Origin of the sequence: Myxococcus sp. AB056 (genome assembly GCF_006547365.1) — a bacterium.
Classification (GTDB): domain Bacteria; phylum Myxococcota; class Myxococcia; order Myxococcales; family Myxococcaceae; genus Myxococcus; species Myxococcus virescens.
The window spans coordinates 106,381-130,423 of the sequence record NZ_VHLB01000009.1 but is presented as its reverse complement, the minus strand read 5'-3'; the positions used below and the strand labels follow the sequence as shown (position 1 = coordinate 130,423).

General features: G+C 70.0%; 17 protein-coding genes. 11 read left to right on the top strand and 6 right to left on the bottom strand.

From position 1 onward, the window contains the following. Positions 1-81 precede the first annotated feature (81 nt). The 6 genes from FMP39_RS06525 (at position 82) to FMP39_RS06500 (ending at position 11,196) form a co-directional block, all read left to right on the top strand. On the top strand, positions 82-903 hold the full coding sequence (locus FMP39_RS06525; protein WP_141589113.1) for a GNAT family N-acetyltransferase: 822 nt from the start codon (positions 82-84) through the stop codon (positions 901-903). Positions 904-1,065: 162 nt separating this feature from the next. Beyond that, positions 1,066-4,305, top strand: coding sequence for a PD-(D/E)XK nuclease family protein (locus FMP39_RS06520; protein WP_141589112.1), 3,240 nt, complete (start codon positions 1,066-1,068; stop codon positions 4,303-4,305). Next, positions 4,302-7,967, top strand: coding sequence for a UvrD-helicase domain-containing protein (locus FMP39_RS06515; RefSeq protein ID WP_141589111.1), 3,666 nt, complete (start codon positions 4,302-4,304; stop codon positions 7,965-7,967). Before FMP39_RS06520 ends, FMP39_RS06515 begins: the two co-directional genes overlap by 4 nt. Before the next feature lie 12 nt (positions 7,968-7,979). After that, positions 7,980-9,290 carry an adenylosuccinate synthase gene (locus tag FMP39_RS06510; protein WP_141589110.1) on the top strand — a complete coding sequence of 437 codons (1,311 nt, stop codon included), beginning with the start codon at positions 7,980-7,982 and terminating at the stop codon, positions 9,288-9,290. Between the two features lie 92 nt (positions 9,291-9,382). Further along, entirely contained in the window at positions 9,383-10,699 is a 1,317-nt protein-coding gene (locus FMP39_RS06505) for a tetratricopeptide repeat protein (RefSeq protein ID WP_194858265.1), read from the top strand. 62 nt (positions 10,700-10,761) lie between these two features. Then, positions 10,762-11,196, top strand: a complete 435-nt coding sequence (locus FMP39_RS06500) for a PH domain-containing protein (protein ID WP_141589108.1) — start codon at positions 10,762-10,764, stop codon at positions 11,194-11,196. 8 nt (positions 11,197-11,204) lie between these two features. Here the strand turns inward: FMP39_RS06500 and FMP39_RS06495 are convergent, their stop codons facing one another. The 3 genes from FMP39_RS06495 to FMP39_RS06485 form a co-directional block, all read right to left on the bottom strand. Next, positions 11,205-12,065 carry an FHA domain-containing protein gene (locus FMP39_RS06495; protein WP_141589107.1) on the bottom strand — a complete coding sequence of 287 codons (861 nt, stop codon included), beginning with the start codon at positions 12,063-12,065 and terminating at the stop codon, positions 11,205-11,207. 132 nt (positions 12,066-12,197) lie between these two features. After that, entirely contained in the window at positions 12,198-12,968 is a 771-nt protein-coding gene (locus FMP39_RS06490) for a YqjF family protein (protein WP_141589106.1), read from the bottom strand. A gap of 162 nt (positions 12,969-13,130) precedes the next feature. Beyond that, positions 13,131-13,754, bottom strand: a complete 624-nt coding sequence (locus FMP39_RS06485) for a hypothetical protein (RefSeq protein ID WP_225909932.1) — start codon at positions 13,752-13,754, stop codon at positions 13,131-13,133. Between the two features lie 167 nt (positions 13,755-13,921). Between FMP39_RS06485 and FMP39_RS06480 the strand changes: the two genes are divergently transcribed. Continuing rightward, positions 13,922-15,124 (top strand): carbohydrate-binding family 9-like protein, encoded by a 1,203-nt coding sequence (locus tag FMP39_RS06480; protein WP_141589105.1) that lies wholly within the window; start codon positions 13,922-13,924, stop codon positions 15,122-15,124. Between the two features lie 11 nt (positions 15,125-15,135). Here FMP39_RS06480 and FMP39_RS06475 read toward each other — a convergent pair whose 3' ends face one another. Further along, positions 15,136-15,390 carry a hypothetical protein gene (locus tag FMP39_RS06475; protein WP_194858264.1) on the bottom strand — a complete coding sequence of 85 codons (255 nt, stop codon included), beginning with the start codon at positions 15,388-15,390 and terminating at the stop codon, positions 15,136-15,138. Next, the gene (locus tag FMP39_RS06470) at positions 15,387-17,855 is read right to left on the bottom strand and encodes a DNA internalization-related competence protein ComEC/Rec2 (protein WP_141589103.1); all 2,469 of its coding nucleotides are present in this window, start codon (positions 17,853-17,855) and stop codon (positions 15,387-15,389) included. Before FMP39_RS06470 ends, FMP39_RS06475 begins: the two co-directional genes overlap by 4 nt. A 183-nt stretch (positions 17,856-18,038) precedes the next feature. Between FMP39_RS06470 and FMP39_RS06465 the strand changes: the two genes are divergently transcribed. Further along, positions 18,039-18,533, top strand: coding sequence for a CarD family transcriptional regulator (locus FMP39_RS06465; RefSeq protein ID WP_013939202.1), 495 nt, complete (start codon positions 18,039-18,041; stop codon positions 18,531-18,533). A gap of 91 nt (positions 18,534-18,624) precedes the next feature. After that, complete coding sequence (locus FMP39_RS06460) at positions 18,625-19,272, top strand: hypothetical protein (protein ID WP_141589102.1); 648 nt, start codon at positions 18,625-18,627, stop codon at positions 19,270-19,272. On the opposite strand, the gene FMP39_RS06455 is transcribed toward FMP39_RS06460, so the two are convergent. Beyond that, positions 19,250-20,719 (bottom strand): FHA domain-containing protein, encoded by a 1,470-nt coding sequence (locus tag FMP39_RS06455; RefSeq protein WP_228557720.1) that lies wholly within the window; start codon positions 20,717-20,719, stop codon positions 19,250-19,252. The two genes, FMP39_RS06460 and FMP39_RS06455, sit on opposite strands and share 23 nt — an antisense overlap. A gap of 98 nt (positions 20,720-20,817) precedes the next feature. On the opposite strand from FMP39_RS06455, the gene cysS reads away from it, so the two are divergent. Together cysS and FMP39_RS06445 are read left to right on the top strand one after the other, a co-directional pair. After that, complete coding sequence (cysS, locus tag FMP39_RS06450; protein ID WP_194858263.1) at positions 20,818-22,311, top strand: cysteine--tRNA ligase; 1,494 nt, start codon at positions 20,818-20,820, stop codon at positions 22,309-22,311. Beyond that, positions 22,311-24,038, top strand: coding sequence for a M28 family metallopeptidase (locus tag FMP39_RS06445; RefSeq protein ID WP_141589135.1), 1,728 nt, complete (start codon positions 22,311-22,313; stop codon positions 24,036-24,038). The genes cysS and FMP39_RS06445 overlap by 1 nt, the downstream gene beginning before the upstream one ends. Positions 24,039-24,043 lie beyond the last annotated feature (5 nt).

Below are 24,043 nucleotides of genomic sequence, written 5' to 3'. Positions count from 1 at the left end.
CGCAAACCCTTCGGGTTCCAGCGAAGTCCCGTGACTTCGTGCGTTGACTCGACCCGCAGGTTTTTGGATGCGTGCCCCCTCATGCAATTGACTCCCGCCTCGGAACTGCCGCTGCGCACCCTCTCCACGCTGTTTGCTCGCGCCTTCGAGGGGTATTTCGTCACGGTGCCGGATGCCCCCAGCCTGTTCGATGCACGCGTGCGCAGTGAGCACATCTCGCTCGAGGAGAGCCGCGTCGCGCGCGTGGATGGGGAGCCCGTGGGGCTCGTGTTGATGGCGCGCCGGGGACGGGAGAGCCGCGTGGCGGGCATGGGGGTGGTTCCCACCTGGCGGAATCGCAAACTGGGAGGTGCCATGCTGCGCCCACTGCTGGAGGATGCGCGAGCACGTGGCGACACCCGGATGCTTCTGGAGGTCATCGAACAGAACGCACCCGCGGTGTCGCTCTACGAACGGCTGGGCTTCCAGCGCGTGCGCCGGCTGGTGGGCTTCATGGGGACGCCCGAGCCCTGGGTGGGGGCCTCCGCGCTGGAGGAAGTGGACCCGTGGGAGTGCGCGCGGCTGCTTCCCGAGGGATTGCCCTGGCAACTGGCTCCCGCGACAGTCATGGGGTTGGCGTTGCCCGCGCGTGCGTTCCGGCTGGGCCCCGCGGTGGCGATGGTGGCGGATGTGTCGGCGCCCACGCTGGTCGTCCGGTCCGTGGGGGTGGAGCCCTCGGCCCGGAGGCAGGGTGCTGGCCGCAGGCTCCTGGGGGCCCTGGCCGCCCGGTGGCCCGGGAAGCCGCTGGCCGTAAGCGCCGTCGTGCCGGAAGGCCCCCTGGCGCGCTTCTTCCTGGGGGCGGGATTGGGGGCGACTCCGCTCACACAGCTCGAGTTGGAGCTGCCACTGGAGGTGCGCTCATGAGCCCTCGCGACTCGCTGTGAATCCGGGAGGCCCGGCGCGAATATCGATGGACTGGCCGGGAATACGCGGACAGCGGCCGGGCAGGCACGGAAAGGACCTGGGCGGCGGGCCTTGAATGGAGCATGAAAGTCACCCGCCCGGTCGTTCTAGAATCCGCCCCGCATGCCCCTTCGCTCTGGCCACACCCTCCACGTGTTCCCCGACGCCGGCCGGCGCCAGGCCGCGTTGCGGGCCATGGGCGACGCCAGCGGGTTGAGCGTGGGCGCGCACCTGCTGACCTGGGAGGAGATGCTGCAGGCGCTGGGCGGCGCGCGGGAGCTCAACCGGCGTCCGTGCCCGGCGGTGGCGGCGCGAGCGGTGGTGGCCTCCCTGGGATTGGAGCTGGGGCCCACGCCTTTCGGCGACTATGTGCGAGAGCCCGCCTTCGCGCGCGCCGCGCTGGACGTGGTGCTGGACCTGAAGGCCGGGCGCCTGTCCGCTCGGGAGCTTCAAGACGCAGTGGAAGTCCTGCCGCAGGAGCGCAGGACGCGAATCCGCGTGATTGCGCGCCTGTACCACCTGTACGAGCAGCGGATGGCGGAGCTCTGTCTCGCCGACCGCGAGGATGTGCTGCGCGGTGCACGCGAGGCGCTGGGCCGAGGCGCATGGCCCGTGGGGTGGGAGGGGCTGAGCACGCTCGTGCTGCACGGCGTGTACGACGTGCGGCCGTCGGGGCTGGAGTTGTTGCTGGCGTTGGCGGCGGCGTGTGAGTCCCGTCGGGTGACGTTGCGCGTGGAGACGCCGGTGGGTGGTTCGCCCGCGGCGGACGCGGCGTTGACGGCGCTGTTCCGCGCCTTCGAGAACCGCGGCGATTCCATGACGCACGTGGACCTCTTCAAGGCGGACGTCACCTTCGAGGGCCGGCCTTTCATCGACCTGGGGCGCCACCTCTTTTCACCTAGGGCGCCGCGCGACGTGTTGAAGGACGCGGTGCCGTCCCTGCGCGTGTGGAAGGTGGCCACGGCAAGGGACGAGGCGCGTCTGTTGGCCCGGGACGTCCGGCGCTTGCTGGCCGAAGGCGTGGCGCCCGGCGACATCGCGGTGGCGTACCGCGAGCTGGGGCCCGAGGCGGGCTGGCTCGCGGAGTCGCTGGGGGAGTTGGGCGTGCCGGTGCGCCTGCCCTTCGGCGAGCCGCTGGGACTCGCCGGGCCCGTGCGTCTGGCGTTGGACCTGCCGCTGCTCGTGGAGGATGGCTTCCCGGTGGAGCGCATGGCGGACCTGATGGGCAGCCGCTATGCGCCCACGTTGTCTCAGGGAGGGCCGGACGCGCCCGCGACGCTCTTCGCCCAGGCCGCCGTGCGTGATGACCGGTTGGGTGCGTTGCGGAACCGGGGCGCCTACGACGTGCGGCTGGACGGGCTGGCCCGGCGGATGCTCGCGCTCAGCGGTACGCGCAAGGCGCAGGACAGCAGCCGCGTCCACGCCGTGAAGCTGCTGCGGGAGCGTTGCCTGCTGTTGGTGGAAGCGTGCCGCCGCATTCCCGAAGAAGGCATTGCCGTGGAGTTGCTCGCGGCGTGGTGGCAGGTGGTGGAGCGGCTGGGCCTCGTGGACTCAGAAGGCGCGTTGGCGCCGCGCGAGGAGGGTGGGTTGGGGGCGCGCGCGGCGGATGCTCGGGCACGGGATGATGCCGCCCGTGAAGCGCTCCGCCTTCGGGTGCAGGGCCTGACGCGGATGATGAAGGCGGTGGGCGGCGGACCGAAGATGCGCCGCCGCACGTTTGGTCGCTGGCTGCGTGACGCGATGGCGGACGCGCACCTTCCTCCGCGTGGGCCCCGTGGCGCCGCGGTCGAGGTGCTCGACGTGGCCGAGCTGCCGGGCCGCTCCTTCCAGCACCTCTTCCTCGCGGGACTGACGGAAGGCCGCTTCCCCGGGCGTGACGCACCGTCTCCGCTGCTGGCGGACGCGGAGCGCGCGGCGCTCAACAAGCACCTGGGCCGCGACGTCTTTCGGCTCACGGGCGGCGAATTCGACGAGCGCGCGGCCTGGCGCCTCACCGAGGACCGGCTGCTGTTCGCCAGCGCGTTGGCCGCCGCCGAGGCGACCGTCAGCCTGTCCTTCGCGGTGGAGTCCGCGGGAGGCCAGGAGCAGGTGCCGTCGGCGTTCCTGGAAGAGGTGCGCCGGCTCACCGCGCTGAAGTGGGAGCCGCGCTCGCTGTCACCCATTCCACCGCTGGACGAGGTGCTCACCGAGTCCGAGCTGCGTCGCTGCGTGGCGCTGGAAGCCCTGTCCCAGCCCAAGCTGCGGGTCACCGAGCCCGACGCCGCTGCCTCGGTGCTCCGGCGCCGCTTCGCGTCCGAGGCCTGGTACGCGGGCGCGCGCGAGCTGTCCGAAGTGGAGATGGAGCGCCTGTTTTTCTTCGGCGATCCGAAAGTGCAGCCCGGCCCGTACTCCGGCTCGGTGGACCTCGACACGCAGCGCGAGTCCCTGCGCGAGACGTTCCGCTTCGACATCACCCGGCCGCTCTCCGCGTCGGCGCTGGCGCGCTTTGGCAACTGCGGCTTCCAGGGCTTCCTCTCGTATGGCCTGAAGGTGGCCGAACCAGACGTGCCGGGCGAGGAGTTCGACGCCCGGGGCCGTGGCACCTTCTGGCACAAGGTGGTGGAGGAGGTCTTCGCGGCCCTGAAGGAGAAGCAGTTGCTGGGCAAGGCGCCGGAGGAAGTCCCTGACGAGGTGCTGGACGCCGCGCTCAAGGCCGCCATCAAGGACTTCGAGCGCGTGCACCACGTGGGACACCCCGAGCTGTGGAAGCTTGCGCACGAGCGGGCCCGGGCGATGGCTCGCCGCATCCTCGTGGACGAGCGGCGCGGCCTGCCCTTCGACGCGATGACGCCGGAGAACTTCGAGTTCCGCTTCGGCCCCGCCGCCCGTGACGACAAGTGGAGCAACGTCGTGCTGCACGCGGGCGAGGAGCCCGTGTACTTCGAGGGCACCATCGATCGGCTGGACAAGTCGGGCGGCGAGGTGGGCGTCATCGACTACAAGTCGGGCAAGTTGGACAGGCGCTTGCTGAAGGAGCGGCTGTTGACGTCGGACTTCCAGCTCCCGCTGTACCTCTATGCGGCGCGCGAGAGTGGCCACAAGGACGCGCGACAGGCCGCGTGGTTCTCCCTGCGCACGGGCATGGCCATCCGCTTGTCCGAGGTCATCTCCGACGCGGAGCTGGACGAGCTACTGTCGAAGGACCCCGAGGTCCGCGCGAAGGTGGCGGAGAAGGAGGGCCTCAACCTGCCCAACGCCGTGGAGGCGCTGGTGGGCACGCTGCGGCAGGGCCAGTTCGCCGCGCGGCCCCAGGACTGCGGGACGTGTGGCTATCGCGCGGTGTGCCGGATTACGGACAGGCGCGTCACGGAGGACGGTGGATGAGCGGCGAGCCGTCCCTCTTCGCGCTGGAGCGCAACCTCGCCCTGATGGCGGGCGCCGGCGCGGGCAAGACCTACAGCCTGGTCACCATGACGTTGCACCTGATGGCTGGCGCGCGCGAGGCCGGCGGTGCGGTGCGCCCGTCACGGCTGTGCATGCTCACGTTCACGGACAAGGCCGCCGCGGAGATGCGCTCACGCGTCCGCCAGCGACTGGACGCGCTGGCCCAGGGCGAGACGCGTCTGGACCAGGAAGCGGAGCTGAGAGCGTCGCTGGCGCGCCTGGACAAGCCCTTTCCCCTTCCAGATGCCTGGCGGCAACTGCGTGAGGAGCTGGGCGCGGCCACGGTGGGGACCTTCCATTCGCTGTGCGGCCAGTTGCTGCGCCGCGCGCCGCCCGCGGTGGGCATCGACCCGAACTTCGAGGTGCTGGACTCGCTGGAGGCGGCGGGGCTGGTGCAGGACGTCTGCGAGCGCGTGGTGCTGGACGCGCTGGAGGTCGGTGACGCGCAGGTCCGGGAGCTGTGCCAGGAGCTGGGCTTCTCCGGCTCGGGCTTCTCCGACGGGCTCGTGGCCGCGTTGATGTCCGTCTACGGCAAGCTGCGCGAGGAAGGGCTGCGCGCGGAGAAGGCCGCCGTGAGTGACGCCGCCGAAGCGCGCGCGGAGCTGGAGTCGTCCATCACGCAGTGCCTGGAGCTGTGCGCCGAGGCGCGGGGCTTGGATGCGAAGGGCGAGTGGAGCCGGTTGCTGGGTGGGTTGGAGCGCGGGCTCAACGGCATGACGCCGGAGAACTTCGGACAGGGCGAGCGTTACCCCTGGCTGCGCGCGTGCTTCAAGGCGGACGGCCGCAACTTCTCGCGGCTCAGCAAGGGGGCCGCGGGGCCCATTCGAGCGCTCTACTGGCGCATCTTCGGCAAGAGCGATGGCTCCGTGCCCCGGCTGGATGATGCCTGGGCCGCCTGGCGCACCGCGCCCTTCGAGGTGACGTTCCGCGAGCTGCTGACGCGCGTGGAGACGCGGCACGACACGGAGCTGTCCCGCCGCAACGTGCTGGACTTCACGTCCCTGTTGGTGAAGTCGCGCGACCTGCTCCGGGCGCACCCGGAGTTCCGCCGACAGGTGCAGGAGCGCATCGGCGCACTGCTGGTGGACGAGTTCCAGGACACCAACCGCCTCCAGTTGGAGCTGGTGCTGCTGCTGGCGGAGCGGCGTGAAGACGGTCCGCGCGAGCTGGCGCCGGACGTGGACCTGGTGACGGCGCTGCCGCTGGAGCCCGCCTTCCTCTGCGCGGTGGGTGACCGCAAGCAGTCCATCTACGAGTTCCGTGGCGCGGACGTATCCGTCTTCTCCGTGCTGGCGACGAAGCTGGTGGATGAGGGCGGCACGCGCGGGTTCCTCCAACACAACTACCGCTCGGTGCCCGGGCTGCTGTCGTTCTTCAACCGCGCCTTCGCGGGGGTGCTCGTCGCCGCCGATTCCGGGGCGCCTCGGCCCTTCGAAGTCATCTACGTCCCGGAGCAGGATGACCTCTCTGCGGCGAGGTCGTCGCTGACGGACGCGCCGGTGGTGGAGCGGCTGCAACTGGAAGAAGCGGACACGTCGGCGGACCTGCGCTGGCTGGACGCGGATGCGATTGCCCGCCGGCTGCGGTGCCTGCTGGCGCCAGGGGCACCACCGTCCGTGGCGCGCGAGGACGGCGAAGGGCTGCGTCCCGCCCGAGGCGGCGATGTGGCCATGCTCTTCCGGACCTTCACGCACCTGGAGGTGTACCGGCAGGCGCTCATCCGCCACGGTGTCCCGCACCGCGTGCTGCGCGGTCGTGGCTTCTACGGCGCGCAGGAGGTGCTGGATTTGGCCTCGCTGCTCGCGCTGTTGGCGGATGCAGAGGATGCGTTGGCCTTCGCGGCGGTGCTGCGCTCGCCCCTGGTGGGGCTGAAGGATTCGTCGCTGTTCCTCCTGGCGGGGGACGCGCCCCTATCCTTGTCGTCACCCCGGTTGACGGACCCGGAGGTGTTGGCGTCGTTGTCCGAGCGAGAGCGTCAGCGCCTGGAGTGTTTCCTCGCCGCGCTTCCCGGCTTGCGACGCGAGCGCGACCGGCTGGGCGTGCGCGAGTTGCTGGTGTCCGCGCTGGACGTGACGGGCTACCGCGAGGCGCTCGCGGGCTCGCCCTACGCGGAGCAGGCCAGCGCCAACGTGGAGAAGCTGCTGGCGCTGGCGTCACGCCGGGACGAGCGCGGCACGGGAGGCTGCGTGGCCTTCGCGCGCGAGCTGCGAATGCTGGCGGAGAACAACCCCACGGAGGCCCAGGCGGACCTGCTGGACGCGAGCGACCCTCGCGCGGTGCAACTCCTCACCATCCACAGCGCGAAGGGCCTGGAGTGGCCGGTGGTGGTGGTGCCCTCGATGGGCAGCCGGAGGCGTGGCACCTCGGGGCGTGTCCACTTCGAGCGCACGCACGGCATCTCCCTGCAGCCGTGGGTGCCGGACTCGCTGGATGATGACTACACCTCCAGCCGCTTCAAGGCGGTGCGCGCGGAGCTGAAGGCACGCGAGGGCGCCGAGTACCGCCGCTTGCTCTACGTCGCGCTCACGCGCGCCAAGGACATGTTGGTGCTGGCGGGCGGCGCGGAGCGAAGCGGTGGCAAGGACTCCTGGTGGCACCTCATCGACGGGCGCTTGGACGTGGACGCGGAGCTGCGGGGCCTTGTCGATGACCTGGACGTCGACTCGCTCCCGCCGCCAGCGGATCCGGAGCCGCCCGGTCCAGAGGCCTTGTTGCTCGCCGAGGCGCGCGTCGAAGCCGCGCTGCTGCGAGTGCGGGGGCAGCATGTCGCGTACGCCGAATCACTGGGTGCGGCCGTGGCTTCCGCGGAGGCGTTGCAGGACTTCATTGCCTGTCCGCGCCGCTTCCACTACGTGCACAGGCTGGGGCTTCGCGGTGCGCCGTGGCCCTGGGAGGTGCCACCCCGTGGCGCGCCGCCCCTGGTGGAGCCCGACGGCTGGCTCCCTGTCGAGCGTCCGGAGGACCTGGTGCAGCGGCTGCTTCGCGGCGTCGACCTCCGACTCGCGGCGCCGGATGTGGACACTTCGGAGCGCAGTGCTCACCTGGAGACGCTGCTGCGTGACGCGGGCGCGCTGCCGGACGAAGAGGGCATGGGCGAGGTGCTGCGCACCGTGGAGCGCTTCCTGACGTCATCGTTCGCGCGTCAACTGGCGAGCGCGCCGTCACAGACAATTCACCGGAGCCTTCCGTTCATGCTTGCCCTGGAGGGCGAGGTGGGTGTCGAGGGGGCGGTGGACCTGCTGTGGGAGTCACCCCAAGGGGAGGCCGTGGTGGTGACCTTCAAACACGGCGGGCGTCATCCGCTGGGAGCGGCCGCGTACACCTACGAGCTGGCGGCGCTGGGGCTGGTGGCTCGGCGGATGGTGCGAGAAGGGGTGCCGGTGCGGGTGGGAGTCGTCTTCCTGAAAGAGTCCCAGCCAGAGCCTGAGTGGCTGTCCGGGACGAGGGGCCTGGAGGAGGCAGCCGGGCGGCTCGCGGGGGCAGCACGGGCCGTGGCACGCGGTGAAGCGAGGGGTGAATGGGATGGGAGGGAGAAGGCAGCCTGCCAGGCCCTGCATTGTGGCTTCGCGGAACACTGTCACCCGGCCCCCCGCGCGTGCTAAGCGGCGAGCACCATGCCGAACGTCGTCGTCATCGGAGCGCAGTGGGGAGATGAGGGGAAGGGCAAGGTCGTTGACCTGCTCACCGAACACGCCCAGGTCGTCGTCCGCTTCCAGGGCGGCAACAACGCGGGCCACACGCTGGTGGTGGGTGGGCAGAAGACCGTTCTCCACCTGATTCCCTCGGGTATCCTCCACCCTGGGAAGACGTGTGTGATTGGCAACGGAGTGGTGGTGGATCCTGCCGTCCTCGTCGGGGAGATTGACGCGCTGAAGGTGCGCGGCTTCCTGAAGGACGACGCGCAGCTCCTCATCTCCGACAATGCCCACGTCATCTTCCCGTGGCACAAGCTGCTGGACAGCTTCCGCGAGAAGGCGCGCGGCGGCAGCGCCATTGGCACCACGGGCCGGGGCATTGGCCCCGCGTACGAGGACAAGGTGGCCCGTCGCGGCATCCGCGTGCGGGACCTGCTCAACGCGGACCGGCTGCGCACGCGCATCGAGGCCCGGCTGCCGGCGGCGCTGGACGAGCTGAAGGACCTGTGCGCGCAGGCGGGCGACCCGGTGCCGCAGCTCGAGGTGCCGCAGATACTGGCGGAGTTCACCGGCCTGGGCGAGCGGCTCAAGCCCTTCGTCCACGACGCCTCGCTCTATCTGTCCGGTCAGGTGCGCCGCGGCGCCCGCATCCTCTTCGAGGGCGCGCAGGGCACGCTGCTGGACGTGGACCACGGCACCTATCCCTTCGTGACGTCCTCCAACTGCGTGGCGGGCAACGCGGCGGTGGGCTCGGGCCTGGGGCCCACGGCCATCGACAAGGTGATGGGCATCAGCAAGGCCTACACCACGCGCGTGGGCGGCGGTCCGTTCCCCACGGAGCTGCACGACGCCATCGGCGACCAGCTGCGCAAGATGGGCGACGAGTTCGGCACCACCACCGGCCGTCCCCGTCGCTGCGGGTGGCTGGACGGCGTGGTGCTGCGCTACGCCTCGCGCGTCAACGGCCTGTGGGGCATGGCCCTCACCAAGCTGGACGTGCTCAGCGGCCTCAAGACGCTGCAGATCTGCACCGCGTACGAGCTGGACGGCCAGAAGGTGACGGAGCTGCCCGGCGACTACGAGGACCTCGCGCGCGTCAAGCCCATCTACGAGACGCTCCAGGGCTGGGACGAGCAGATCGCCGGTGTGCGGACCTTCGACGAGCTGCCGGAGAACGCCAAGCGCTACGTGCGCCGGGTGGAAGAGGTCAGCGGCGTCCCCGTGGTGTGCGTCTCCGTGGGCGCCGACCGCGGTGAGACGGTGCTGCTCCAGAACCCGTTCCGGAGCTGAGCGGAGGCGAAGGGCTGGCGTCGCTCGCGGGCGTGCTGACGCGGCCCTGGTTTTTCTGCTACGGCTTCCGGATCGATACCCCGGGAGCCGTCATGGTCGTCTTGCGCAGCTTCGTCATCGCGCTGTCCGCGGCAATGCTGCTGGGGGCCGCGGAGCCATCCGCCGCGGCCCGGGCCGCATTCCTGCGCGGGGAGTCGGCGCTGGCGCGTGGCCGCTGGGATGACGCGGCCACCGCCTACCGCGAGGCCCTGGCTGACACGCCCGGCTATCCCTCCGCCCTCAATGGGCTGGGCAGCGTGCTCTTCCGCAAGGGGCAGGTGCAGGAGGCGCTCACGCTCTTTCGTGACGCCGCGAAGGCCGACCCTGGCTTCAAGATGGCCTGGTTCAACCTGGGCTATGCCGCGCGGAAGACGGGCGATGCGGCCACCGCGGCACAGGCCTACGAGCGCTACACCGAGCTCGAGCCCGGCGACGCGGACGGCTTCTACGGGCTGGGGGAGAGTTACCGGCAGCTCGGCCAGAAGGACAAGGCGATTCCCGCGTACCAGGCGTACATCGCCCGTGAGCAGCGCAAGGGGGAGCAGGTCTGGGTCCGCAAGGCGACCGAACACTTGAAGGCCATGGGCGCAGAGCCGCTCGCGGTGGCCACCGCGCCGGCCGCTGCGACGCCCTCGGCGGCGCCCGCCGTGGAATCCGTGACGTCCAATCCGGCGCTGGCGGCGTCGCGCATCCGTGACGGCGACGCCTTGATGAAGGAGCGCCGCTACCGCGAGGCGGCCTTCGCCTTCCTGGATGCGTCCCACGCGGATGCGGGCCATGTGGAGGCCTTGTTCAAGCTGGGCAACGCCTTGGCGGTGCTGGGCTACTACGGGCAGGCGGTGGCGCAGTGGGAGCGGGCCACCGCGCTCACGAAGGACGCGGCCATCCAGCAGAGCGCGAAGGAGAACATCGACCGCGCGCGGGCGAAGATGGCGCAGGCGGGCGTTTCTCCCCAGGCCGCGGGACAGGCACCGGGCTCCGGCCCCGTGGCCGACACGACGCGCGCGCTGGCGCGCCGGGCGTATGAGCAGGGCGTACAGCGCATCGCCAGCAAGGACTTCAGTGGCGCGCTGACCAGCCTCACCCAGGCCATCCAACTCGAGCCCATGCTGGCCGTGGCCTTCGTCGCGCGAGGCAGCGCCAACATCGGCCTGCGTCGCTACGCGGAAGCCGCGGCGGACTATCAGTACGCCTTGGAGCTGGAGCCCGGCTCGGCGTCTCCGCTTTACGGGCTGGCCGAATCTTTCCGCGCGATGGGCCGCACGCTGGAGGCACGCGACCTCTACGAGCGCTATGCCGCTTCCTCCTCCGCGGACGTCCGCCCCCAGCTTCAGGAGGAATCCCGACAGAAAGCGGCGCGCCTGCGTTGACCGGCAGGCAGGACGCCTGTGGGTCGGTGGACCGTGTCAGCCCCAAGCATTAGCTTCCATAAATGACCGGGCGCGACGCGGAACCGAACGGACGGCAGGTCTTCAGACCCCGACGGGTCCTCGCAGCGGCCATGGCCGCCGCGGGTCTCCTCTGGGTTGCCGTGTTGGTGTACCTCCTCCGATTCTTCGATGAGGTCCCGCTCAAGACCTTCCTCTCAGCGGGCTTTTTCGTCCTCTTCTTCGCCGTGTCGCTCATGTACTACGGGCGCACGCACATCGTGGTGGATGCCCGGGGCTTGACCTACCGAGGCATGGTGCGGACGCGGCGCTTCACCTTCGCGGACATCCGCAAGCTCGATGTCCTGCCTGGGCCCGTGACGGTCTACGCCATCCGGGGCAAGGCGGGCCTCGTCCACTTCACCAGCTTCTTCAGGCACCATCAGCAGCTCGCGCGGCTCCTCGTGGAGCGCGCGGGGCTGGGCCCCATTCCAGGCTGAGCCCCGCGTCAGCTTCCCGTTGCGAGCAGCCACGTGACGGCCACGCCCACGGAGGCGGCCACCGCGCCCAGTCCAATCAGCCACCATTCGCCGCGAGGCTTGGGCACGCTGGGAGGTGCCTCGGGCGTGCACTCCACCGTGACTTCGGTGGGAGTAGGGCTGACCGCGCCAGCGGACGATTCCTGCTCGCCAGCAGGCGCGGCGGCGGGAGGGGGCTCCTCCACGGCGGCCTGGAAGCGGAGCAATGAACGGCCCAGTTCAATGACGTCGCCATCCGCCAGCGGAACCCGGGATTCGACGCGCTGGCCATTGAGGAAGACGCCGTTGGGGCTGCCCAGGTCCTCCAGGGAGAATCCCCCCTCGCGGTGGAGGACGCGCGCATGCGTCCTGGATACGGCCCGGTCTCTCAGCCGCATCGCCACGTCGCTGCCCCGGCCGATGTCCGTCTGTGCCTCGGCGAGCGCATGGACGCGCCCGACATCCAGTCCCGTGAGGCAGGTGAGGGTGGCCGCGCGCGATGGGGCCGGTTCATCCGTTCCCGTCAGCAGTCCCTTGAGGAGCGCCACGGTGCCCAGCCCGCGCTCACTGACGGCCTCTTGAAGCACGCGCAGTCCCATGTCGTCGGGCAGGCCGAGCGCCTCTCCGGGAATCACCAGCCTCGGGACACCCGGGGGGACCAGCACGCCATTGACGGAGAAGGTGCGCGCGGCCTCGACCATGAGCCGCTGTGCCTCGATGCGCAGACTGAGAAGGCTCGGGGGCAGGCCCTCCAGTCGGATGTGGTCATCCGGGCCGCCTCCCAGGAGGTGGATGCCATCGGAGAGCTCGAAGGGGGTGGTGGAGCCCAGGTGTTCGAATTCGAAGCGCATGGGGCAGCCCGGAAGCAACGGGCCGGCCGTCCCAGGAGGCCAGGGTTCCGCGGACTTGCCGTCCATGTGCGTCCCGGTGGCGATGGGGCCGTCCGAAGCGCGAGACACCCGCGGAGGAAACGCGGACCTGGCTCAGGCGGCGCGCGGCTTCTCGGCGGCTGGCGACTGGCTGGCACCGGAGCCCGTTCGTGTGCCGGGATACACGGCCACGGCCGAGCCGTCCGCGACGAAGGCGGAGCTGGGCTTGCCGCGCAGGAAGGGGACGAACCTCGCGCCGTACATGCCTTCCACGTCGACATCGAGCGCGGTGGTGTCCACCTGCCACACGGACCAGCGGGGATGCTCCACGCGGTACTCCGCGCAGCCGCCGTCCCGTTGCGCTGTGTAGCCCCAGTAGTGCTCGGTGATGAACTCCGCCTCCGAGCCAGGCTCGCTGGCCTGCGGCGGACCGAGCGTCGTCGCCGCCAGGTGCTGCCACTTTCCCCCCGCCTTCCACGCATATTCGACGCGGCCAGGGGCGCCGGTGTGCGCGCCTTCCATCTCCACGACGTGCCGCATGGGCAGCGCGACATACGGCTCGTTGTAGAGCACGCGCGCCACGGTGGCGATGGCCTGTCGCGGGACGATTTCCTTCACGAACACCACGCCTCGCCGCCAGCCTTCAGGGCCGAGGTGGCGCACGTAGAAGCGCAGGTTCACCTCATCGAAGTTGCGGTGGAACGGCACGGGCAGTCCCCGCACGCGCGTGTCGAGGAACCGGAAGCCCACCATGCTGGCGAAGGTCCGGCCCTGCCAGGTGTCCAGCTCCGTGTCACGAGGGACGAGGGGGCGCAGTACCTCCGGGTCCACCTCGTAGTTGAGCATGACGAGATACCGCCACTCCGCCGTGAGGAAAGGGCGCATGCCTCCGTCCTAATGCGGCGTCGTCTCCTAGCGCCACCCCGTCTGACGGCGGGCGTGCGTCGCGCTCACCCCTCGCAGAAGCCGGCATTCTGCGACGGGGGGCGCTCGGCGGAGGCCGGGTGTCCGGGCTCGCTCCATGCCCAGGCACAGGTGGCCGCGTCGCTACCAGGTCGCGCCGATGTTGACGGTGCCCGCGTAGCTGCCGCCGCTGCTGAAGTTCCGGTCGCCAATCGTGACGTCACCGGGCGGGGCGTTCGCCGCGAACTGCTGGTCCAGGAGGAAGCTGTACTGGAGCCGGGCATCGGCGGTGAAGTTGCCCATGTGGACGCGTAGGCCGCCGCCCAACGGGATGTTGCCCGCTGTGTCATCCGCGAAGGCGACCGTGGGGGCCCGCACGTTGTACCGGCTGATGCCCACGCCGCCCAGGACGTAGGGCTGCACGGGCGCGGCACCCAGGCCCAGCGTGGCCACCACATGCGCGCCGTTTCGTACCAGGTCCGGGCCGCTCCGGGCGCCCGTCACCACGCGCTGGTCGAACTCGTTGAGGGCGCCCGAGTAGCCCAGCTCGATGCCCAGCACCTTCGTGGGCTTGATGGCCACCGTCACGCCGTAGCCAAGGCCCGGGTTGATGTCGGAGCCCAGCGCGCTCGTGTAGCCCTCGACACCGCCGCCCACCAGGAACGTCAGTCCACGCATGTCCGCGGAGGACTCCAGCCGCTCCTGTGCCATGGCGCTCCCTGCTCCCAGCACACCCACCACCGCACCCACCTTGAGTAGAGTCTTCATTCGCGCCTCCCTTGGGCCTGAACCGCTGGTTGAGGCGAGAAGATGGGAGCCACCGCTAGGCATGACAATTGCCGGGACTTCAGGGCGAGAGGGGCACGATGGTTGCCTGCTCGCCCACCTCGTGGTGAACCCATTGGACGCGAAGCCCGCTAGGATGCGCGGCCCCGATGCGTCTCCCGTCCTCCGTCCTCGCTCCGCTGCTGGCCGTCACCTGTCTTGTCACCGCCTGTCGTGATGAGCAGGCCGGGCCGCGTCAGAAGACACCTCGCATTCCCGCGCCCACGCAGCTCCGCACCCTGGACGCGGCGCCCGCGGACCTCACGTTCCGCAGCGGCGCGACGTTCGCCGGTGGCGCGGTGGTGTACCTGGGCTCCAAGGTGTCACCGGAGAAGGCCGCGCCCGGCACGCAGGTGAGGTTGGCCCATTACTTCCAAGCGGTTCGTCCGCCGCCGCAGGGCTTCGCCTTCTTCGTTCACGTCGTGGACCCGGCCAGTGGCGGCATGCTCACGAACGCGGACCATGAGGTGCAGGGGGGCGCCGCGCCGCTGGCGTCATGGCCGGTGGGCAAGGTCATCGAGGACGTCCACTCGGTGCCCATGCCGGGTACGCCCGCGCGCGTGATGCTCGGCTTCTGGCGGGGAAACTCCCGGCTGCCCGTGGACGACGCCAATGCGCATGACGGCTCGCAGCGGATGCTGGGGCCTCAGCTGGGCGGGGCCGCGCAGGAGCTGCCCGAGTACTCCGTCCCACGCGTGAGCCAGCCGCCCACCATCGACGGCGTGCTCGACGACGCGGCGTGGAAGCTGTCCAAGCCGGTGGTGTTGCGCCGGAGCTTCGACGGGAGCGCCGCGCGCCAGCGCACCGAGGCGCGGCTCGTCCATGACGGCAAGTTCCTCTACGTGGCCTTCGACATGGATGACCCGGACGTGTGGGGCACGCTGCGCAAGCGCGATGACCCCATCTACGAGGAGGAGGTGGTGGAAATCTTCCTCGACGCGAACGCGGATGGCCGCACGTACAACGAGCTCCAGGTGTCACCGCACAACGTCATCTTCGACGCGTACTTCCCCGCCCGTCGGCAGGGCATGGACCGCTCCTGGGATTCAGGAATGACGTCCGCCGTGAAGGTGCGGGGCACGTTGGATGATGCCTCGGACCACGACGAGGGCTGGTCGGTGGAGATGCAGATTCCCTTCGACCGGCTGGCCGAAGTCCCGCACATCCCGCCCCAGCCGGGTGACCGCTGGCGCTTCAACCTCTACCGGCTGGAGCACCATGACCGCCGCGTGGTGGAGGGGCAGTCCTTCTCGCCCCTCTTCGTCGGCGACTTCCATGCGCTGCCGCGCTTCGGTTGGCTCGTGTTCGAATAGGGCGCCCGTGCTCACGCGTGGGGGCTGATGTCCCAGTGCGCGTCCGCGACGGACCGCTCGGTGGGGTCCCCCAGGAAGCGGAGGAAGCCGCGAGTCTCCATCGTGTCGATGAGCTCCTCCGCCTCCAACTGCGAGAAGCCGCGCATGTCCACGAGCAGGTTGCGCATCACGGACTTGCCACGGAGGTACCCGATGGGTTCTCCCGGGCCGAGCGCGTTCTTCAGGTCGGCGGTGAGCTGCTGGAGGTCGATATCCTCTGGAATCATCGGCCCCAATCTGGTGATGGGCCCCCAGTCCGCGCAACCGGTGTGACCCGGGGAGAAGGCTCGTGGGGCAGGAAGCTGAGGAGGCGGACGTCCTGGCCGTCGCTTTCCACGGTGATGGCGCCATGCTGGTCCGTTCTCCAGCACTCGCTTCCCAGCGCCCGGTATCGCGCCTCCACGTCGTCGTGGGGAAAGCCGTACCGGTTGCGCCGGCCCACGCAGAAGACGACGTGCCGTGGGCGTGTGCGCGCCAGCAGGGCTTCCGTGGAGGACGTCCGTGAGCCGTGGTGAGGGGCCTTCATCACCGTCACCGGGCCCAGCTGTTCCGCCAGGGCCTCCTCGCCATCCGCCTCCACGTCGCCCGTGAGCAGCACGGTGACGTCGCCGTGGCGCACCAGGAGCACCACGCTTCGGTCGTTCGCGCCTTCCAGCAGGTCGCGTGCCTCCAACTCTGGGGGGCCGAGCACTTCGATGGTCGCCTCGCCCAGGCGCAGGGGCGGATGGCCCACCTCGACTTCCTCCACGAGCGCCGTCCCCGCCGCGGCCACCACCTGCCGCGAGAGCGGACCGTCTCCGTCGCCCGCGGGCATCCACAGTCGCTGGGTGGGAATCTGCTTCAACGCGGAGGCCAGTCCGAGCGCATGGTCGGGATGCGGATGTGACAGCACGGCGAGGTCCAGCCGGGAGATGCCCGCGTGCTTCAGGTACGGGAGGATGAAGCGTTCCGCGGTGTCCATGCCGCCTGGAACGCCGCCGCCATCCACGAGCATGTGCTCACCCCCGGAGCTGACGACCACGCCGTCGCCCTGACCCACGTAGAGGAAGGTGACGCGCAGCCCGGGCTGCGGCGTGAGCACCGGTGCCAGGATGGCGGCGACGACGGCCGCGGGAGCCAACAAACCGCCCAGCCGCCAGCGCCCCGTGCCGAGCGCCCACGTCAGCAGCCCCGCCGCGTAGAGCGCCGACAGGAGGCCCAGTGATGGCACCTCGACCGAGGCCAGCGGCGCCGCCGCGAAGAGCCGGGTGATGACCAGCAGCAGCTCGGACGCCCAGGCGCCGGCCCACAGCACCGGCGTCGCCAGCACGGGGGCGACGACGAAGAGCGCGGCGCCACCCGCGGCCAGGCCCGTGAGCAGCCCGCACAAGGGCAGGGCGACCACGTTCGAGATGAGCCCCGCGATACTCACTCGTCCGAAGGTCGCCGCGACGATGGGGAGTCCCGACAGCGTCGCGGCCGCGCTCGCGCACAGCGTCTGCGCCACCGTCTCCTGAGCCTGTCCCCACCAGCGCCGGACGCGGTGGGGCTCGGACGGGTCGGGCTCGGCCAGGGGCAGCGCCTGCCGCAGCGGCGGTGACAGCAGCACCAGTCCCAGTACGGCGAGGAACGACAGCCGCAGCGACAGGTCAGCCACGCTGGAGGGCGCCCAGGCCACCAGCACCACGGCCGCGGCGGCCAGTCCGTTGAGCCCGTCCGCGCGTCGCCACAGCGCCAGCCCCAGCAGCACCACCGTGGCCATCACCGCGGAGCGCACCGCGGGCGGCTGGTTGTCGGTGAACACGACGTAGGCCCAGACGAAGGGCACCGCCGCGGGGGCCGCCACCCGCCGAGCATCCAGCATCCGCCACCGCTCGCCGGTGCGCACCACCAGCCGCCGCAGCACCGCGAGCGTCATCAGCGCCAACGCAGCCACGTGCAGCCCGCTGACACTCAACACGTGGGCCAGTCCTGCGCGAGAGAAGGCCTCTTCCCACGAATCATCCAGCGCCGCGCGTTGCCCCGCCGCCAGGGTGAGGAAGAGCGCCGCCGCATCCGTCGACGGCGACACCGCATGGACCGCTGCCGCCAGCCGTGTGCGCGTGTCCTCCAATGACACCCGCCACGCCGGGGCAGGGGAGAGCACCATCAGGCGCCGCGCGTCCATGCCTCCGGTGAAGGCCACGCCCTGTCGCCGTCGCGCTGCTCCGAAATCCTTTTCGCCCGGGTTCGATGGGGGCGCCTCTGGCTGCAGCTTCGTCTCGGCCCGGACACGTTGCCCGGGCAGGAGCGGTGGCGGCTCGCCGCGCAGCGACAGGTTCATCCGAAACCGTACGGGGGCGAGCGGCCCGGGAGAGACGCCCGCCCGCGCGACGGCCAATCGGACACGCGTCGTCCCGTCGAAGCGGTCCACCCGCTCCGTTTCTCCCTCGATGATGATGGTGTTGCCTTGGGTCAGCTCCGCCGGCACATCCACCTGGGATTCCCAGCGCGCCAGCCCCGCGCCCGCCGCCCAGAGCGACGCCAGCACGGCAAGGTGCGCACCAGGCAGCCGGGCAAGCGTCAGCCCGAGCGCTCCCAGTAAAAGCCCACAAACGAGAAATGGCTCGGCGTACGCGCTTGTTACCGGGGCGCAGAGGGCTCCGAGTGACAGGCTCAGGGCGGGAAAGAAGAGAGGACGCGCGCCCAGGTCGCGCCAAGCATGACGTTCCACCTTCCAACCCCCACCCGCCGCCCGTCACGCTGGTGCACACATCTGCCGACACCGCGTGTAGAAACCGACAACGTAGTCGGGAGCATCCTGGGTGGTCAAGGCGTTATCGTTGCCCGTGGATGTGGTTTGTGGTAGTAGTGCCCGGCTGAAAGGCCGGGAACGAGTCTTTCAAGGAGGCAGTGAGTGCAGACCAGCTTCAAGACTGGTGACAAGGCGGTCTACCCGGGCCAGGGCGTCGGTGAAGTGATGGGTATCGAACACACCGAGGTGGCCGGGCAGCGCCAGTCCTTCTACGTGCTGCGCATCCTGGAGAACGGAATGCGGATCATGATCCCGATCAACAAGGTCGGGTCGGTCGGTCTCCGGGAGATCATCAGCGAGGAGGACGTCAAGCAGGTCTACTCCATCCTCAAGGAGAAGGACATCTCCGTTGACTCCACGACGTGGAACCGTCGTTACCGGGAGTACATGGAGAAGATCAAGACGGGCTCGGTGTTCGAAATCGCCGAAGTGCTCCGCGACCTGTACCTCCTGAAGGGCGACAAGGACCTCTCCTTCGGCGAGCGGAAGATGCTGGATACCGCGCGCTCGCTGCTCATCAAGGAGCTGTCGCTGGCCAAGGACTGCTCCGAGGAAGAAATCGAGTCGGACCTGAAGAAGATCTTCAATCTGGCCTGAGCCGTCCAGCTGCCGTCCAAGACTCGTCGCCCCGGGTTCCCCAGTCAGGGAGCTCGGGGTTTCGTATTTCCACGCCACATCATGCCCGCCCATGAGTGAGCAGCTGCCGCAATCCCCCTCGGAAGAGGCGCGAGCGCGCCGCATCGCGGAGCTCGAGTTCCGGTTGTCACGCCGCCGCGTGGGCGTACGTCCCATGGCCGCGGTCATGGCCATCGCCGTGGGACTGGTGCTGCTCGGCATGCAGTGGAAGGACTTGTCGTATTTCCTGTCCCCAAGCGTGCCGCTGACGTTGGGGGCGGAAGGGGCGTACCGTTTCGAGGCGCTCGTTTCCAACCGATACGCCCAGGTGCATGGCGTGCCCACGGTCCGGGGCGCCTATGAGCGCGCGGACGGCGCGCTGTATGTCCTCGTGGGACTACGGGACTCGCCCTTCGTGGTGCGCCGGCCAGCGCTCCCGGGGGAGCAGTGGATGGATGGTCGTCCACCGCCGCAGCCCGACCAGCGTCCCTTCGCCGTGCGAGGACGGCTGCTGGCGCAAGAGGATGCCCCTCGCTACCGCGATGCGCTGACCCTGATGGAGCGCATGGGCGAGCTCCAACCGCGGGACGGCCGGTTGTGGCTGCTCATCGAAGGCGAACGGCCCGGCGCGGACAGGGGGTTGCTGCTCGTGTGCCTGGCGCTGGTCACCTTCGTGGTGCTCAACGCGATGCTGCTGGTCAGGGGGCTGAAGCGCCGGTGAGCCGGCCGAGTTGCTCGCGGGCCTCGCGGTTGCCAGTGTCGTGCTTCAGGGCCTGCTCGAAGGCGGCGCGCGCCTCGCTCATCCGGCCCGCGGCGGCATGCTCCGAGCCGACCTGGACATGGAGTCGCGACAACTGTTTGCGCAGGGGCGGCCCGTGTTTGCTCCAGCCATGTGCCAGGGCATCGTCCACGGAAATGGCGAGCGTCAGCTGGGCAATGGCCTCCGGGAAGTCCCGCTGCGCCAGGGCCTTCTTCGCCTGCGCCTCGGCGGTTTCGAAGCGGATGAGCTGCCCGTGCAGCGCGGTGAGCTTCTCCGCCTGGGCCAGGTCCCGGGCCGCCGCCAAATCTCCCGCTTCGTAGCGGCGCAGGACCTCGGCCTCCTTCGCGGAGGGGGCGTCGGATGGCGCCGCCGCCGAATCGCGTGCCCCAGCCGCCCGCTTGTTCGAGGGGGCCACGGCCACGGGACGCACCTGCTTCGTGGTGCCCCGCGCCACGTTCAGGGCGCTGATGCCCGTGGCCTTGGGCGTCAAGGGCGCGTTCTCCGCGGCGGGAGGCGGATTCTCCGTGATGGCCGTCGCGACTCCAGTTGCCGTGTCGCCTGTTTTCTCGGCGCTGCTGGCTGCGGGCACTTCCATGTCGAGCCGCGTGGGCGCACCCGACACGGCCACGGTCGGCGAAGCGGCGGCCGCACTCTGGGGGGCCGCGGGTGGCGGGGCGGGAGAGGTGTGCTCCGTGCCGCCGGCCATCCGCATGGAAAGCAGCGCGATGAGCGCGGCCACACCCGAACCCAGCGCCGCGGCGCCCAGGGCCACACCCACCGTGCTCAAGGCCCTGCGCGAAGGCGGCTTGTCGTCGTGGGAGACGGCGGGCACACCCAGGGCAGGGGTTCCACCGGGGCCGCGCAGGCGCAGCAGGGCATTGCCGAGGGACACCTCGTCCCCCGGCATCAGCTCGACCTCCGAGGTGATGCGATGGCGGTTGAGGAAGGTGCCGTTCTGGCTGCTGAGGTCCTTCAGGAAGAAGCGCTCGCCGCGGCGGGTCAGGTGCGCATGCCGGCGGCTGATGGACGGGTGCTGCAGGCGGAGGTCGGACGAGGAGGACCGCCCGATGACCAGCGCCCCCTGTTTGACGGGCACCAACTGCCCGGCGCCGGGGCCTCGCTCGACGTACAGGAAGGCAGGCGCGTACCCGGGGTCCGAGTACTCATTCGCGGTGTCGAAGCGGGAGGCGAGCTCGCGGTCGCTGTTGGCGCGCCCTCCCGGGCCCTGGCGCCGGCTGCGGCGGGAGCCGGCGGGAAACTGGGGCACCCGCTGGGGACGCGGGTCGTCAGCCTGGAGCGGATCCACCTCGTCGTCATCGAAGGGCAGCTCCACGTCTGAATCCTGGGGCGCCTGCGTACCGGGCGGGCGGGGCGGCCGAGGGGGCCGCTTTGGGTTCGGTGGAGCCATGATGCCCATTCTCCCAGATTGGGGGCGGCGACGAACCCCTTGCGAATACTGGCCTGTCCGCGACCCGAGACTCTAGAGTGCGGGACGCACCCACGCCTATGGACCCGAGAGGATTGCCGCACGTGACCCCGCCCGCCATTCGGCTCTTCAACACGATGACCATGCAGAAGGAGCTGCTGCAGCCCGCCATTCCTGGCGAGGTGGGGGTCTACGTTTGTGGTCCTACCGTCTACAGCTACATCCATATCGGGAATGCCCGTACCTTCACCTCATTCGACGTGGTGGTCCGTTACCTCCGTCACCGGGGCCTGAAGGTCCGGTACGTCCGCAACTTCACGGACGTGGACGACAAAATCATCAAGGCGGCCGCGGAGACGGGGGAGGCCCCCGTGGAGCTGGCGGCACGCTACGTGGAGATTTTCCGGGAGGACACCCGGGCGCTGCACCTGCTGGAGCCGGACTTCTCGCCGCGGGTGAGCGACCACCTCCCCGAAATCATCGCCATCATCCAGAAGCTCGTGGACAAGGGCCACGCGTACGCCTCCCAGGGCGACGTGTACTTCTCCGTGAGCAGCGACGCGGACTACGCGAAGCTGTCCAAGCGCAACCTGGACGAGCTGTGCGTAGGCGAGCGCGTGCAGCCGGGTGAGCAGAAGCGCGAGCCGCTCGACTTCGCCCTGTGGAAGGCGGCCAAGCCGGGAGAGCCCGCATGGGAGAGCCCCTGGGGTCCCGGCCGTCCGGGCTGGCACATCGAGTGCTCCGCCATGAGCGCGAAGTACCTGGGTGAGACGTTCGACATCCACGGCGGCGCGCTGGACCTCATCTTCCCCCACCACGAGAACGAAATCGCCCAGAGCGAGTCCGCCAACGGGGTGACGTTCGCGCGGTATTGGATGCACTGCGGCTTCCTGGACCTGGAAGGCGCGAAGATGTCCAAGTCGCTGGGCAACGTGGTGCGCCTGCGCGACGCGCTGACCAAGGTGGACCCGGAAGCGCTGCGCTTCTTCTTCGTCGCCACGCACTACCGCCACCCGCTGTCGTTCTCCGACAAGGCGCTGGCGGATGCGGAGACGCGCATGGAGTACTTCTACGAGACGCTCCGCAAGGTGGACGAGCGAATCTCGGGGAAGGACTTCGGCAAGGGGCCCCTGCATGGCGAACCGCAGCGCTTCTTCACCGAGTTCGAGTCCGCCATGGACGACGACTTCAATACCGCGGGCGGCCTGGGTGCGCTGTCGGGCCTCTTCGGGATGATGAACGAGCTGACCGACAAGCCGCCCGTGAAGGACAAGGCCCTGGTGGGCCGCACGCTGCAGGCGCTGCGTGAGGACGTGCGCAGGGTGTCCGGCGTCCTGGGCCTCTTCGAGGACGCGCCCGATGCGTGGCTGCTGCGCCGCCGCGAGCGCGCCGTGCGCGAGCGGGGCATCGACGTGGCGGAGGTCGAGCGCCTGCTGGGCGAGCGCACCGCTGCCCGCGCGGCGAAAGACTTCGCCGCCGCGGACCGGGTGCGAAGCGAGCTGAAGGAGAAGGGCGTGGAAATCATGGACACGCCCGCTGGCACGACGTGGAAGGTGGCGCCGCTCCAGGGCTGATGCAGTGCTTCGGGTGTCCCGGGCTTCGTGTTAGGGCTCGGGACACCATGATGCGCTCGCTGCCCCTGCTTCTCGCCCTCTGCTCCGCTCCGGCGCTCGCGCAGCGCGTGCAGTTGACGACGCCCGCGGAGAAGTCCGCGTCCGGTGTCATCGCTCCGGAGGTGCTGCGCGCGCACGTGCGCTTCCTCGCGAATGACCTGCTGGAGGGCCGTGGTCCCGGCACACGGGGGGACGCGCTCGCGCAGGCGTACATCGCTTCGCAGTTCGAGGCGCTCGGGTTGCAGCCGTTGGGCACGGACGGCTCGTACCTGCAGCCTTTTGACCTGGTGGGCGTCACCAGCAGCCCCGAGGAATTGTCGTTCCAGTCGCCCCAGGGCGCGGTGCACCTGAAGTTCCACCACGACTTCATCGCCGTGTCCGGCGTGCAGGCCCCCGAGTCGAAGCTGGCGGCGTCCGAGCTCGTCTTCGTGGGCTACGGCATCCAGGCCCCCGAGTACCAGTGGGACGATTTCAAGGGGATGGACCTGCGCGGCAAGACGCTGCTCATCCTCAACAGCGACCCGGAGGATGACCCGCAGCTCTTCGCGGGGAAGACGCGGCTCTGGTACGGCCGCTGGGATTACAAGTACGAGCAGGCCGCGAAGATGGGCGCGGCGGGCGCCATCATCATCCACACCACGCCGAGCGCGGGCTACCCGTGGCAGGTGGTGCAGACGTCGTGGACGGGCGAGCAGTTCGAGCTGCCCGCGGCGGAGGTGCCCCGCCTCCAGGTGAAGGCCTGGACGACCGAGCAGGCCACGCGCCGGGTGTTGCAGTTGGCGGGCAAGGACCTGGGCGCGCTGTGGGCCGCTGCGCAGAAGCGCGACTTCCAGCCCGTGCCACTCGGAGTGACGGTGTCGTCGCGCCTCACCAACACGGTGCGCCGCAGTCCCACCGCCAACGTGCTGGCGCTGCTGCCCGGAAGCGACCCGAAGCTGTCCCAGGAGGTGGTGCTCTACACCGCGCACCATGACCACCTGGGTCGCAAGGAAGGCGGCAAGCCGGGCGAGGACACCATCTACAACGGCGCGCTCGACAACGCGTCTGGTGTGTCGGCGATGCTCAACATCGCCAAGGCGTTCAAGGCCCTTCCCAAGGCGCCGCGCCGCTCCATCCTCTTCGCCGCCGTGGCCGCCGAGGAGCAGGGGCTGCTGGGCTCGCAGTACCTGGCCGAGCACCCGCCCGTGCCCCACGGCCGGGTCGCCGCCAACATCAACATCGACGGCGCCAACATCCATGGCCGCACCCGCGACCTCACCGTCATCGGCCTGGGCAAGTCCAACCTGGATGCCACGCTGGTCGCCCTGGCGAAGACGCAGGGCCGGGTGGTGAAGGCGGACCAATTGTCGGACCGTGGCTTCTTCTACCGGTCGGACCAGTTCAACTTCGCCAAGCGGGGCATTCCCGCCGCGTACTTCGGCAGTGGGATGGACTTCATCGGCAAGCCGGAGGGCTGGGGCAAGCAGCAGCGGGAGGTCTGGGAGTCGAAGCACTACCACCAGCCGTCGGACGAGCTGCGTCCGGATTGGGACTTTTCCGGCGCGGTAGAGGACATCCGCCTGTTCTTCCTGCTGGGGGCCCACGTTGCCCGGCAACCGGAGCTGCCGCGCTGGAACAAGGGGGACGAGTTCGAGGCTGCCCGGCTGCAATCCCTGGAAGCGTTGAAGCGGCAGGACACTTCGAAGTAGCGCGG

What these genes read in the sequence shown, in the direction of transcription:
- FMP39_RS06525 (WP_141589113.1), top strand. Translation starts at nt 82, where the DNA reads ATGCAATTGACTCCCGCCTCGGAACTGCCGCTGCGCACCCTCTCCACG.
- FMP39_RS06520 (WP_141589112.1), top strand. Translation starts at nt 1,066, where the DNA reads ATGCCCCTTCGCTCTGGCCACACCCTCCACGTGTTCCCCGACGCCGGC.
- FMP39_RS06515 (WP_141589111.1), top strand. Translation starts at nt 4,302, where the DNA reads ATGAGCGGCGAGCCGTCCCTCTTCGCGCTGGAGCGCAACCTCGCCCTG.
- FMP39_RS06510 (WP_141589110.1), top strand. Translation starts at nt 7,980, where the DNA reads ATGCCGAACGTCGTCGTCATCGGAGCGCAGTGGGGAGATGAGGGGAAG.
- FMP39_RS06505 (WP_194858265.1), top strand. Translation starts at nt 9,383, where the DNA reads ATGGTCGTCTTGCGCAGCTTCGTCATCGCGCTGTCCGCGGCAATGCTG.
- FMP39_RS06500 (WP_141589108.1), top strand. Translation starts at nt 10,762, where the DNA reads ATGACCGGGCGCGACGCGGAACCGAACGGACGGCAGGTCTTCAGACCC.
- FMP39_RS06495 (WP_141589107.1), bottom strand. Translation starts at nt 12,065, where the DNA reads ATGCGCTTCGAATTCGAACACCTGGGCTCCACCACCCCCTTCGAGCTC.
- FMP39_RS06490 (WP_141589106.1), bottom strand. Translation starts at nt 12,968, where the DNA reads ATGCGCCCTTTCCTCACGGCGGAGTGGCGGTATCTCGTCATGCTCAAC.
- FMP39_RS06485 (WP_225909932.1), bottom strand. Translation starts at nt 13,754, where the DNA reads ATGAAGACTCTACTCAAGGTGGGTGCGGTGGTGGGTGTGCTGGGAGCA.
- FMP39_RS06480 (WP_141589105.1), top strand. Translation starts at nt 13,922, where the DNA reads ATGCGTCTCCCGTCCTCCGTCCTCGCTCCGCTGCTGGCCGTCACCTGT.
- FMP39_RS06475 (WP_194858264.1), bottom strand. Translation starts at nt 15,390, where the DNA reads ATGATTCCAGAGGATATCGACCTCCAGCAGCTCACCGCCGACCTGAAG.
- FMP39_RS06460 (WP_141589102.1), top strand. Translation starts at nt 18,625, where the DNA reads ATGAGTGAGCAGCTGCCGCAATCCCCCTCGGAAGAGGCGCGAGCGCGC.
- FMP39_RS06455 (WP_228557720.1), bottom strand. Translation starts at nt 20,719, where the DNA reads ATGGCTCCACCGAACCCAAAGCGGCCCCCTCGGCCGCCCCGCCCGCCC.
- cysS (WP_194858263.1), top strand. Translation starts at nt 20,818, where the DNA reads ATGGACCCGAGAGGATTGCCGCACGTGACCCCGCCCGCCATTCGGCTC.
- FMP39_RS06445 (WP_141589135.1), top strand. Translation starts at nt 22,311, where the DNA reads ATGCAGTGCTTCGGGTGTCCCGGGCTTCGTGTTAGGGCTCGGGACACC.